The sequence below is a fragment of the Cohaesibacter marisflavi genome (assembly GCF_900115225.1).
In the GTDB taxonomy this organism is placed as follows: Bacteria; Pseudomonadota; Alphaproteobacteria; order Rhizobiales; family Cohaesibacteraceae; genus Cohaesibacter; species Cohaesibacter marisflavi.
Genome location: NZ_FOVR01000001.1, coordinates 107,013 through 119,442, shown reverse-complemented (window position 1 = coordinate 119,442; position 12,430 = coordinate 107,013). Strand labels below are relative to the sequence as shown.

Below are 12,430 nucleotides of genomic sequence, written 5' to 3'. Positions count from 1 at the left end.
TTACAGCTTCACGCCGGAGAAAGCCATGAAGCCCATGGCCATCAAACCTGCGGTGATGAATGTGACACCGAGGCCCTGCAAACCGGCAGGCACATCGGAATATTTGAGCTTCTCGCGTACACCAGCCATCGCAGTGATGGCCAACGCCCAGCCAAGGCCGGAGGAAACACCGTAAACGGAGCTTTCCACGAAGGTATAGTCGCGTTCCACCATGAACAAAGAACCACCAAGGATGGCGCAGTTCACAGTGATGAGCGGCAGGAAGATACCCAGTGCGTTGTAAAGAGCGGGGAAGAAGCGATCGAGGATCATTTCCAGAATCTGCACCATGGCGGCAATCACGCCGATGTAGGAGATCAGACCGATGAAGGTCAGATCCACATCGCCAAGGCCGAGCCAGGAAAGGGCGCCGTCTGCCAGGAAGAAATGCAGGATCAGGTTGTTGGCAGGCACGGTAATGGCCTGAACAACCGTCACGGAGATCCCGAGACCGATTGCGGTTTCAACCTTCTTGGACACGGCAAGGAATGTACACATGCCAAGAAAGAAGGAAAGCGCAAGGTTCTCAATAAAGATCGCCTTTACCGCAAGAGAAATTAGACCTTCCATAATTAGTGGCCTCCCTCTTGTTCGATGATTGAGAAGTCACGCGCCTCAACCTGATCCGGTTTCCAGGTACGGAATGCCCAGATGATCAGACCGATAATGAAAAAGGCACTTGGCGGCAGAAGCAGCATACCGTTTGGCACATACCAGCCACCGTTGTTCACGGTTTTGAGGATGGTAATACCGAACAGGGAGCCTGAGCCGAACAACTCACGCACAACGCCGACCAGCATCAGAATGAGCGAGTAGCCAAGACCGTTGCCGATACCGTCGAGCAAGCTTGCTAGCGGCGGATTCTTCATGGCGTAGGCTTCAGCGCGGCCCATCACGATGCAGTTGGTAATGATCAGACCAACGAAGACCGAGAGGGTCTTGGAGATCTCGAAGGCATAGGCCTTGAGCACCTGATCCACGAGGATCACGAGGGAAGCAATGATCACCATCTGCGCGATGATACGGATGTTGTTTGGAATATGGTTGCGGATGAGCGAGATGAACAGGTTGGAGAACGCCGTCACCAGCGTCACCGAAATGGCCATCACGAACGCCACTTTGAGGGATGAGGTCACAGCAAGAGCTGAACAGATGCCCAGAACCTGCAAAGTGATCGGGTTGTTATCGACCAACGGGTCGACCAACATGCTATTTTTGTGCACAGACATTAGACCGTCCCTTCTTTGAGATTATCAAGGAAGCGCTTGAAGCCTTGTTCGCCCATCCAGAAATGGATGAGGTTGTCAACGCCTCGGCTGGTCAGCGTAGCACCGGCCAGACTGTCGATATGGTAATCCTGCGTCGCAGGGGTCGCAGGGGTCTTGGTGACAGCAATTTCAACATTGCCATCTTCACCATAGATCTTCTTACCCGGCCACTGGGCACGCCAGCGTGGGTTGTCGACCTCGGCACCAAGGCCTGGAGTTTCACCCTGTTCGTAGAACTGGAAGCCAGCAACTTCATTGCCATCAGCTTTCAGAGCAACAAAACCAAACATCGTGGACCACAGGCCATAGCCATGGACCGGAAGGATGATCTTGTCGATGTCACCAGCATCGTTGCGGATCAGGTAGACAGACGCCAGTTTGGCCTGACGACCGATGCCGGCAGGGTCATTCTGTAGATCAATTGACCGAGCAGGATCGTTGGCTGCTTCACGCTGATCGTAAGTGGTTGGATCAGCGGCATCAGAGAAGGTGCCGGTTTCGATATCAACGAGACGCGGTTCAACTTTTTCGTTGAAAACCTCATTGACGTTGACACCAGGTTCAAACAGGCCAGCCACCTGCAAAATATTGCGGCGTTTGTCCAGAACCTTGTTCTGCTCCTGTACCGGTCTGAGAGCCACGGCTGCAGCTGACACGATCATGGAACAGAACAGACACAGGGCGACGGCCACGATAACCGTCTTGACGGGATTGTCCGCTGGCATCGCCAGAAAACGTCCCCAAGGACCAAGTTTCTTATCCGTTGCCTCAGGCATTGCGAGCAGCCCTCCGCTTGATGTTGGCGCGCACAACGAAATAGTCGATGAGCGGCGCAAAGATATTGCCGAACAGGATCGCGAGCATCATTCCTTCCGGGAAAGCCGGATTGACGACGCGGATCATGATGACCATGAAGCCGATCAAAACACCGTACCAGAAGCGACCGGCATTGGTTTGAGCAGCAGACACGGGCTCGGTGACCATGAAGACCAGACCGAATGCCCAACCGCCAAGAACCATGTGCCACCAGAATGGCATACCGAACATCGGGTTGGTGTCAGAACCAATCAGATTGAGCACCAGCGAGAAGCCGACGGTACCGGCAACACAGCCAGCGATCAGACGCCAGTTTGCGATGCGGGTGTAGACCAACACAATGCCGCCGATCAGGCAGGCCAGAGCGGAGGTTTCACCCATAGAACCCTGCATGATGCCGAAGAAGGCATCCCACCAGGATAGGCCCATATCGGCCAGCGCCTGAGTTCCGTGCAGTGCAGTTGCACCCAGAGCAGTAGCGCCGGTGAAGCCGTCGACCGGGGTCCAGATCGCATCACCGGACATTGCTGCCGGATAGGCGAAATAGAGGAAGGCACGACCGACCAGAGCCGGGTTGAGGAAGTTCTTGCCGGTGCCGCCGAACACTTCCTTACCCATCAACACACCGAAGATGATACCCAGAGAGACCATCCAGAGTGGGGTAGAGGCAGGAACGATCAGAGCGTAGAGCATGGAGGTCACGAAGAAGCCTTCGTTGATCTCATGACCACGCACGATGGCGAAGATCACTTCCACTATGCCACCTGCGGCAAGCGTGAAAATATAGATCGGCAGGAAGTAGAGCAGCCCATGCACCAGGTTGGCTAAGATGCTGTTCGGATCGAAGCCAATGCCCAGAAGGTTGATGATCCAGGCGCGCCAGCCGGCGACCTCGGTCAGCCCCATGCTGGCGATGGCTGAGTTGGTTTGATAGCCTGTATTATAAAGAGCCATCAGAACACAGGGGAATGTGGCGATAACCACATAAGACATAACACGCTTCAGGTCGATATCGTCGCGCGCATGTGGCGCGGCGCGTGTGACCATCTTTGGCGTGTAGATGAAGGATTCCACCATTTCGTAAAGGGCGAAATACCGTTCCAGCTTGCCGCCTTTATGGAAATGCGGCTCGATGCTGTCGAAGAAATTGCGCAGACCCAAGGCTTAGCCCTCTTTTTCGATTTTGAAGAGATTGGCTCGCAGAGCTTCGCCATACTCATATTTCGAGTGACAGATGAAGGTGCAAAGGGCCAGATCTTCTTCCTCCAGCTCCAAAGCCCCCAAATTCTGGGCGAGATCGGTATCCAGCGTCAGCAGCGCCTTGAGCAACTGGGTTGGCAGAATGTCCAGAGGTACAACCTGCTCATAGCTGCCGAATGGCACCATGGCACGCCGTCCACCGCGCTGGTTGGTTCCGAAGGCAAATTTCTTGCCCGCGCCAAGCAGCGAGGAAAGGTGAACGTTGGTGAAGGACCAATAGTTGTTGGAAGGATAGCCCCACCCCAGAATGCGCTGTTTGGTGTCTTCTTCCATCAATGTCAGCTGGGTTGCCGAGCGGGAGAGGAAGGCGAACTGGTCTTCAGCGTTCGTCCCCGAAAGAATGGAACCGGAAACGACGCGGCAATTGATGCCGATTTCGATTTCGCCAGCCGTCAGTTCGTCAGTGGAAGCACCGACTCGTGTCTTGACCAGCCGCGGGTTGCTGGCCAGAGGACCACAAAGCGCGATGGTACGGTCGGTGTCGATCTTACCTGTCGTGAAAAGATTGCCGATGGCGATCACATCTGCGTAACCGATAGACCACACGGTCTTTTCAGCATTCACGGGATCGAGAAAGTGAATGTGCGTACCAGCCAGACCGGCCGGATGCGGACCTGCGAAGGATTCGAAGACGACCTTCTCAGAGGTTACGCCGGGCATTTTATCGTCCGGAGCATGGCAAACATAAACGTGACCGTCTGTCAGATTGGACAGAACATCGACACCAGCGCTGAAGGCTGCTGCATTCTCGCCGATGATTACGGCAGGATCGGCAGCAAGCGGGTTGGTGTCCATTGCTGTGACAAAGATGGAATGCGGGACTGTCCCTTGTTCAGGCACATAGGAGAATGGCCTTGTCTTGAGATAGGTCCACTGCCCACTTTCATAGAGACGCTTCTGGACATTTTCGCGCGGGAGGGCGCTCAACTGTTCTGCAGGAGTCGACTCGAAGGTGATCTCTTCTTCCACCTCATCCAGTGCAATCACAATGGTCTCAAGCACTCGCCGTGCACCACGATTGATTGCCGTAACGGTTCCGCCTCCTGGAGCCACATAGACCACGTCTTCGGAAGCTTTGTGCAAGAAGAGCGGTTGCCCCTTCTTGACCTTGTCTCCTTCCGCGACCAGCATCTTGGGCTTCAGGCCGATGAAGTCCCGACCATTCACAGCCACCTTCGTTATCTTTGGCCCCTCATGAATGGTCTGGACAGGAGCGCCTGTTATCGGCAGATCCAATCCTTTTTTTAGCTTCATAGCATACCTTGACTGAATGAGTTTTTCCGGCGCCCCTCGCGCCAACATACGGTGTTGTCCTAACAACACCACCCCTTTGCTAACGAGGGAAATCAAACAATTCAAGTTAATTTGCGCCCAGATGGTTGGCTTTTGCCATTGGTAGCAATTTGAATGGATAAAATGAAATAAATTTCCCCCGATCGTCACCATTCTAATCCTGCAAAGTGATTAAAAAGACCTTGACTTCAGTCAAAGAAGAGCCCAACTAACGCCACATGCCGCTTATTTAGGCGGAACCAGAAGTTCAGTCCCAGCGTCTGCAGCACGTTTTACCTGCATTGAGGCCCTCCATTGCGCTTGTTTTTCCGTCTCATCCCCGTTGTTATTGGTCTATTCGCTCTTGCCGGATGTGATCTTTTTTCCGAACAAACTGACGAATATCTGCTTCGTGGCAACACGATGGGCACCAGTTACACCATCAAGGCTCTGCATGCGCGCGGAAAAGTGGACGAAGAGGCCCTTTATTATGACATAAAGGCAACACTGGACGCCGCCAACGAGGCAATGTCGAACTGGAAAGACGAGTCGGAAATCTCCATCTTTAACATCAGTTCTTCGACTGACTGGCTAAGTACTTCTGACAGTTTTCATGAAGTTTTGCAGGAAGCTCAGACCATTCACGAATTGAGTGGGGGGCGATTCGATATTACGGTTTCGCCACTTGTCGATCTTTGGGGCTTCGGTCCGGAGGATAATGACAACCCGCCAACGGATGCACAAATCAGAGCTGCCATGGCTGACGTCGGCCAGAGCACCCTTCTGGATGTCAAATCCGATCCGCCGATGGTGCGCAAGAACAAACCGGGTGTAACCATCACGCTGGGCGCAATTGCCAAGGGATATAGCGCAGATTTGATCGGGCGCACTCTTGCGAAGCATGGCATTAAGAATTATCTCGTAGAGATAGGCGGTGACCTTATGGTTCATGGCCTTAACAGCATGGGCGAGCCTTGGCAGATCGGCATTGAAAAGCCTGACGAAGCCGGACGGTCCGTGCAACTTGTTCTTCCCGTTAGCGATATGGGTATCGCAACGTCGGGGGACTATCGCAATTTCTACTTCAATGATGAGGGGCAGCGCATGTCTCACATCATCGACCCGCTAACCGGGAGACCGGTTACGCACAATCTCGCTTCGGTCACTGTGCTGGCTCCAGATGGCATGCGCGCCGACGGAATGGCAACGGCGCTTTTGGTGCTAGGCGAGAAGGACGGTCGCGCTCTGGCTGACAAGTTGGACATTCCGGCCTATTTCATTCGCCGCGAAGAAAGCGGATTTGTGACATCGAGCAGCAAGGCCTTTGATGCTCTGATGGCGGCGAAAAAATGATCAACAACCTGCCCCGTGCTCAGGTGAGCCGGGTGGCACGGAGGGTATTTAGATGGCAACCTATCTTATCGTATTTGGAGCCTTTTTGGTAATTGTTGTTGGCATGTCCATTGGCGTCATGTTCAAGCGCAAACCGATTGCCGGCTCCTGTGGCGGCCTCAACGCAATTTCCGATGCGGATCATTGCCTGATCTGTGGCTCCGCCGTTGATAAGGACAGCCCGCTCAAGGAGCGCCTGCATGGGGAATGCCCTCGCAAGAAAGCGGCCCGCGAAAAAGCCGAACGCGAAGCGGCCATGAGCGCTGCGGAATAAATCAGCTCCGCACTTCAAGCATTATGTGAAAAAGGCACGCAATTTGCGTGCCTTTTTCACATCTGCCCTCCGGCAGACCTATACGATGTCCGCCTGTACTCAGGCAGAGACAATTTCATAACCCGGTTCCTTGAGCAAAGCCCCGGCGCGGGGCTGTACGTCATAATAATAGACCCGATCGACCCAGTCTGATGGCGTGAATTCAAGGAAGTCGATAGAAAGCTGCTCTTCGGGAACATCGAAAAGCTCTTTCATGGTACGGGTCATCTGATCAACAAATGCTTTCTTTTTCTCATCAGAACAGGTCTGTGCGATTTTAAGTGTCATATGAGGCATGATAGGTCTCTTCTGGTTTGCTGGATTTTTATCCATGTTTATGCCGCAAACCTAATCCCCGCGAGAATGGATACAATCCTGCCTGCAGTCCTACCACTCATGAATTGGGGCCATAAACCAGCACCATAATGAGGGCAGGTATATTCTGGATGACATGCTCAGAGTGGCGCCTTTTAATGCAATGCGAGACGACAGGCCACCGAGAGATAAAATAGCAGGAAACCGGCCTTCAGTGAGGCACAAAGGGAATGAAGGCCAGTGCCAGAAAGCAGAAAGTCGCCACGATTCCCGAGAGCCAGCAGTTGCGCTTCCAATGTGGCCCGGCTGCTTTCCAGTTATCGCGAAAAACTTTGCCTGACAGAACGAAAATGACAAGAACGGCGATCCCCAGATAGGGGCTGGAAATTACAAGATTGGACACGAGCAATCGCTTTCAGGATTTGGGGTCTTCTTCATTGGCATTGCGGGCAATTTAGCCTAATGTCCGCGCAACGCCAACCATTCGCAAATAGAAGATTTTATTATCCCCGTGTCAGCTACCCCTTCGCCCAAGTCTGCCTTGCTCGATCGCGAAACGCCGTCCATTCTCAAGTTGGCGGGTTTTCTGTCTCTGTCCGGGCTGTTTTCCACCTCGGCAATTCTGATTGACGCCAACATGGTGGGGCCGATTGGCGATGAAACGCTGGCAGGCCTTGGCCTGTGTGCGGGCCTGTATGGCGTCTTCATGGCGCTTTTGTTCGGACTGGGGTCGGGCGCGCAGATTCTGCTGACACGCGCTTTTGGTGCGGGGGATATGCACCTCTATTACAAGAGGCTCCTGCGCATGATGGCGCTGGGGCTTGGCCACAGCATCATTCTGGTTCTGCTCTTTCGCTTCAACATCAATTTTCTTGTTGACTGGCTGGCAACGACGTCCGGCATCGGCTTTGCCGCCAAGCGCTATCTTGCGCTCATGGTTTATGCCCTTCCCCTCAGCTTTGCGGCCTATCTCTTGACCATCAGTTTCGATGTACGGCGACAGGCACCGCGCGAATTGCGTGGCTTTGCCATCGAGTTGCCGCTCAATGTCATTCTCAATGCACTTCTGATCTACGGCTGGTTCGGTGCTCCTGAGTTGGGAATCAAGGGAGCGGCCATCGCCACCCTTGTCAGTCAAAGCGCGCGTCTCATCTATCTGATAGTGCTGACAGTACGCGACATGCGCGTGGCACTGCGGGACAAGGGCCCAGCAGAAACGTCAGGGAGCACAGACTATGACCGTGAAGCACTGCTGCCGCGTTCGGTTTTGATACCGGTCATGCTGAATGTGGCCGCGCTCATTGTGGGGGCCCAAGCCTATCAGTTGCTATTTGCCCAACAGCCCTATCTAACCTTTGCGGCTCTGGCACTGATGACACCGTGGTTATCCGTTGCCAATGTGCTCGGGCGTGCGGTTGCCATGTCGGCCACCCTTACCTGCGCGGATCTGGAGCCAGGCAGTCCGGAATTGCGCAAGGCGATCCGTTCGATTCTGACAGCCCTGCGCTTGCTGGCACCACGCCTTGCGCTGTTGTTTGTTGGCGTCACGCTGCTCGCAGACGCTCTCTCCTGGCATATCTCCGATTGGGTTCGAATCAATTTCCTGTTGCTGATCCCTTATGGAGGCTTGCTGGTTCTGGTGCGCACGGCATCAGTTACCATCGGCGCCATATTGCGTGCGACAGACCGGCCCAAATGGGTGTTCTGGGTACAGGTCGGGCTGCAATGGGGCTTCGGAGTGCCGCTCTTGCTCATCTGCACCCATGTCTTTGAGCTGTCGCTCTATATCGTCTACGGCATTCTCATTCTGGAAGAGGCGATGCGGCTCGGCATTATGGCGCTAAGGCTCAAAAGGCGTGCCTTTACCGAGGACCACAGCCCCAAAAGCGACAGCCCTCAGGTCAGAGCCGAATAAGGCGGAACCGGATCATATTGCATGGCCTTTTGCACGGCGCGCGCAAAGTCGGGGCCATACCACAAGCCCACGAGCCAGAGGCTCATATCGATACCGGCAGACACACCAGCACTGGTCACCAAATTGCCATCACGGATATAGCGATATTCCCCACGCACATCAGGCTTCTCAGGTCGCGCCTTGACCAGATCTAAAGCGCCGTGATGGGTTGTGATTTTCTTACCCTTGGTCAGACCGGCGGCGGTGAGCAGCAGTGATCCGGTGCATACGCTGGTTACCCATTGTGCCTCTTCACCGATTTCTGCAATCCAGTTGATAATGGCCGGATTATTCACCTCGCGTCGAGTCCCCTGCCCGCCGGGCACAAGAATCACATCGAGCCCATCCGTCTCGGCCATTGTCTTGTCCGGCAGCACTCGCATGCCTTTGGCGCAAGTGACTGGCTCGGCATCTGGCGCGATGAGCGCCATTTCGAAGAGAGCCTCTTCACCTCTAGCAACGCGAACGGCGTTGGCCATGGTGAACACCTCCCACGGCCCGACAAAATCGAGCTCTTCAACATCCTCGAATATCAATATCCCGATTTTCATACCCATAAGCGCCGCCTTGTCACTTCCATCACGAGAAAAACAGGCCCACTATGGAGCGTCTTTTTCCTTCCACGCAAGATCAAAATATGCGAAGGAGAAATCCTTCCTTGCAGTCTTCCTTTTTTATAAAAAGCACAATTCATGAAAAACAGTAATATTGCCGCCTATGCTCCCTTGGCCCTTGCAACCCTGTGCTGGGGTGGGAATGTTGTGATTGGGCGCGCCGTTCGGGGCGATTTGCCTCCGCTTGGCTTGTCCTTCTGGCGCTGGTTCTTCTGCTGCCTCATTCTTTTGTTTTTCACCGCTCGCAAGTTACCCGCCAACTGGCCGGTCATACGCAAACACTGGAAGCTGTTACTTGCCATGTCCGCCACGGGCATTGCCGCTTTCAACCCGCTGCAATATCAGGCCCTGCACAGCACCACGGCCATCAACTCGACGCTGATTCTGGCCACCTGCCCTGCCATCATGGCATTACTCTCGGTATTCATCCTCAAGGACAAACTCGGCTTTGCGCAAATTGCCGGAATTCTGATCTCCTTTTTCGGAGTCATCTTCGTCATCACCTCCGGTGAGCTGACAACCCTGTTCCATCTCACATTCACTGTCGGCGACATCTGGATGGTCGGGGCAGCTATTGTCTGGGCGCTTTATTCGATCACGGTCAAGTTACGCCCGGTAACGCTGGATCCGCTGGTCATGCTGATGGTGATTACCGGTCTCGGCGCGGCGATCCTCTTTCCGCTCTATATCTGGGAAACCCTCACCTATCAGCCAGTTACGATCACGCCAACGAATTTGGCCGCTATCGTCTATGTGACATTCATTGCCTCGCTTCTGGCCTATTTCAGCTGGAACAAGGGCGTTGGCCTCATCGGCCCTTCAAAGGCGGGTGTATTCATTCACCTGATGCCGGTCTGGGTGGCGATTCTCGCCTTCTTCCTGCTGGGCGAGCGCCTGCAGGAATATCATCTGGTGGGCATTGCCTTTATTGCTATTGGCATTGTGCTGAACAGTCGACGCGCGCGTGTGTGAATTCCTTGCATAACTGCATAGACAGCGCCATACCGCATAATATATAGTCTTCAAGCTACAAAACAATATTTCCGTTTGTTTTGACTTAGGTCGAGTGTGCTGCGGTTCCACGGATCCTCGTAAACTCCCCTTTCCCTTATTCAGCCGCCAAAGGTACAGTGTTGCACTTTAGTGCGCCCTGTTGCCTGCTGGTTTCGGTTCTATTGCCTGAGGCGACCAATCAAAAATCAGGCAACCTTTTTAATCGGGGGGCATGTGTGCTACCGTGCAACTATCATTGCCGATCAGGGGCAACATTGAGACTCTCGACTAAAGAAGTGTTCATTCTTTTGAAAACAACCCATTTTTCGGACTTCGTAAAAAGGACGTTATATTAAATAGTTAAACAGATCACCTGAGTCCATTTTTACGACACAAAACTTGAAAATGCAGATTTGCTATCCGCATTTGATCCATGTCTATGTTTATTGGTCAGATACACCAGTAATGTTCTGGTAACTTTGACCTGGAGGCTTCAATATGAAAATATCGACCATTTCCTGCGAACCTATTTCAGGCCAGAAACCGGGAACATCTGGACTCAGAAAGAAAACACGGGTCTTCATGGAACCCGGCTATCTTGAAAACTTCATCCAATCCGTTTTCAATGCTATTGGTGGCGCTGAAGGCAAGACCTTTGTTGTTGGCGGTGACGGACGTTATTTCAATCGCAGGGCAATTCAGGTCATTCTTTGCATGGCCGCAGCCAATGGCGCAGCCAAGGTGATCGTTGGCCAGCATGGCCTGCTTTCCACGCCAGCCGCATCCAACCTCATTCGCAAATACAAGACAGACGGTGGCCTGATTCTTTCAGCCAGCCACAATCCGGGCGGCATTGATGCCGATTTCGGGGTCAAATATAATGTGTCCAACGGTGGCCCAGCTCCTGAAAATGTCACCGAGGCAATCTATGAGCAGACCTGCTCGTTGACGTCTTACAAGATCCTGCAGAATGAAATGGTCGATCTGGGCTCCATCGGTAGCAAGAAGCTTGGCGAAATGGACGTCGATGTCATTGATCCGGTCAAGGACTATAAGGACTTGATGGCCTCTCTGTTCGATTTCGTTTCCATTCGCAACCTGATTGCGGGCGGCTTCACCATCGTGTTTGATGCAATGCATGCTGTGACCGGCCCTTACGCCAAGGCCATTTTCGAGGGTGCCCTCGGAGCGCCAGAAGGCACCGTGCTCAATGCCGAGCCGAGCGAAGATTTCGGCGGCGGACATCCAGACCCCAACCCGGTCTGGGCGAAAAGCCTGATGGATCTGATGATGTCGGAAAAGGCCCCATGTCTGGGCGCTGCGTCCGATGGCGATGGCGACCGCAACATGATTGTCGGGCGCGGCATCTATGTCACCCCATCTGACAGTCTTGCCGTTCTGGCAGCAAACGCCCATATGGCTCCGGCTTATCGGCATGGGCTTGCCGGTGTGGCACGCTCCATGCCGACCAGTGCTGCTTGCGACCGCGTGGCGGCCAAGCAGGGCATCAAATGTTTTGAAACGCCAACGGGCTGGAAATTCTTCGGCAACCTTTTGGATGCTGACATGGCTACGATTTGCGGCGAGGAAAGCGCAGGCACCGGCTCTAACCATGTGCGCGAGAAAGACGGGCTTTGGGCCGTTCTCCTCTGGCTCAATATTCTGGCCGAACGCCGTCAACCGGTAAAAACCATTCTCGAAGGGCATTGGGCCAAATATGGTCGCGACTATTACAGCCGCTACGACTATGAGGCCATCCCCATGGATGCAGCCAACCAGTTGATGGATGATCTGCGCGGTCAACTTGATAAACTCGCTGGTAAAACACTTGGCTCTCTCACGATTAAGAATGCCGACGAATTCTCTTATAATGACCCAGTGGATGGATCCGTCAGCAGTGGTCAAGGCATTCGCGTCTGGTTTGAGGGCAATGCGCGTGTTGTCTTCCGCCTATCCGGTACGGGCACAGACGGCGCCACCTTGCGCGTCTATCTGGAACAATATGTGGACACACACGGCAACCACAGCATGCCACCGGAACAGGCTCTCAAGCCGCTGGTCGAATCCATGTTGGAACTGACAGATCTGAAGGGACGCATCGGCCGCACAGAACCCAATGTGATCACCTGATCTCAAGAGAAACGGCGAGCAGCCCTTTTGGTGCTCAAGACGAACAAGATTCAAAATATAAAGG

At 53.7% G+C, this 12,430-nt stretch carries 13 protein-coding genes; 5 read left to right on the top strand and 8 right to left on the bottom strand.

What is annotated here, in order from left to right; translation table 11 throughout:
• Genes nqrE through BM258_RS00540 form a run of 5 tightly spaced genes read right to left on the bottom strand, consistent with a single transcriptional unit; the run spans position 1 to position 4,637 of the window.
• Positions 1-609, bottom strand: a complete 609-nt coding sequence (gene nqrE, locus BM258_RS00560; RefSeq protein ID WP_090067798.1) for an NADH:ubiquinone reductase (Na(+)-transporting) subunit E — start codon at positions 607-609, stop codon at positions 1-3.
• 2 nt (positions 610-611) lie between these two features.
• Entirely contained in the window at positions 612-1,268 is a 657-nt protein-coding gene (locus BM258_RS00555) for an NADH:ubiquinone reductase (Na(+)-transporting) subunit D (RefSeq protein WP_090067796.1), read from the bottom strand.
• Positions 1,268-2,083: a Na(+)-translocating NADH-quinone reductase subunit C gene (locus BM258_RS00550; RefSeq protein ID WP_090067794.1), complete on the bottom strand. Its 816-nt coding sequence runs from the start codon at positions 2,081-2,083 to the stop codon at positions 1,268-1,270. Before BM258_RS00550 ends, BM258_RS00555 begins: the two co-directional genes overlap by 1 nt.
• Positions 2,076-3,284 carry an NADH:ubiquinone reductase (Na(+)-transporting) subunit B gene (locus BM258_RS00545; protein ID WP_090067792.1) on the bottom strand — a complete coding sequence of 403 codons (1,209 nt, stop codon included), beginning with the start codon at positions 3,282-3,284 and terminating at the stop codon, positions 2,076-2,078. Before BM258_RS00545 ends, BM258_RS00550 begins: the two co-directional genes overlap by 8 nt.
• 3 nt (positions 3,285-3,287) lie before the next feature.
• Positions 3,288-4,637 (bottom strand): Na(+)-translocating NADH-quinone reductase subunit A, encoded by a 1,350-nt coding sequence (locus BM258_RS00540; protein WP_090067789.1) that lies wholly within the window; start codon positions 4,635-4,637, stop codon positions 3,288-3,290.
• Positions 4,638-4,970: 333 nt separating this feature from the next.
• Here BM258_RS00540 and BM258_RS00535 point away from each other — a divergent pair, with 333 nt between their 5' ends.
• Positions 4,971-6,008 carry an FAD:protein FMN transferase gene (locus BM258_RS00535; protein WP_210186607.1) on the top strand — a complete coding sequence of 346 codons (1,038 nt, stop codon included), beginning with the start codon at positions 4,971-4,973 and terminating at the stop codon, positions 6,006-6,008.
• 52 nt (positions 6,009-6,060) lie between these two features.
• Positions 6,061-6,321 (top strand): (Na+)-NQR maturation NqrM, encoded by a 261-nt coding sequence (nqrM, locus tag BM258_RS00530; RefSeq protein ID WP_090067788.1) that lies wholly within the window; start codon positions 6,061-6,063, stop codon positions 6,319-6,321.
• A gap of 99 nt (positions 6,322-6,420) precedes the next feature.
• Here the strand turns inward: nqrM and BM258_RS00525 are convergent, their stop codons facing one another.
• The gene (locus BM258_RS00525) at positions 6,421-6,657 is read right to left on the bottom strand and encodes a tautomerase family protein (RefSeq protein WP_090067786.1); all 237 of its coding nucleotides are present in this window, start codon (positions 6,655-6,657) and stop codon (positions 6,421-6,423) included.
• A 229-nt stretch (positions 6,658-6,886) separates the two neighbouring features.
• Positions 6,887-7,078: a hypothetical protein gene (locus BM258_RS00520; protein WP_090067784.1), complete on the bottom strand. Its 192-nt coding sequence runs from the start codon at positions 7,076-7,078 to the stop codon at positions 6,887-6,889.
• Positions 7,079-7,186: 108 nt separating this feature from the next.
• On the opposite strand from BM258_RS00520, the gene BM258_RS00515 reads away from it, so the two are divergent.
• Positions 7,187-8,590, top strand: coding sequence for an MATE family efflux transporter (locus tag BM258_RS00515; protein WP_090067782.1), 1,404 nt, complete (start codon positions 7,187-7,189; stop codon positions 8,588-8,590).
• Here the strand turns inward: BM258_RS00515 and BM258_RS00510 are convergent.
• Positions 8,572-9,186, bottom strand: a complete 615-nt coding sequence (locus BM258_RS00510) for a DJ-1/PfpI family protein (RefSeq protein ID WP_210186606.1) — start codon at positions 9,184-9,186, stop codon at positions 8,572-8,574. The genes BM258_RS00515 and BM258_RS00510 overlap by 19 nt on opposite strands.
• Before the next feature lie 135 nt (positions 9,187-9,321).
• Here BM258_RS00510 and BM258_RS00505 point away from each other — a divergent pair, with 135 nt between their 5' ends.
• Both BM258_RS00505 and BM258_RS00500 read left to right on the top strand, forming a co-directional pair.
• On the top strand, positions 9,322-10,215 hold the full coding sequence (locus BM258_RS00505) for a DMT family transporter (protein WP_090067780.1): 894 nt from the start codon (positions 9,322-9,324) through the stop codon (positions 10,213-10,215).
• 519 nt (positions 10,216-10,734) lie between these two features.
• Positions 10,735-12,366: an alpha-D-glucose phosphate-specific phosphoglucomutase gene (locus tag BM258_RS00500; RefSeq protein WP_090067777.1), complete on the top strand. Its 1,632-nt coding sequence runs from the start codon at positions 10,735-10,737 to the stop codon at positions 12,364-12,366.
• Positions 12,367-12,430 lie beyond the last annotated feature (64 nt).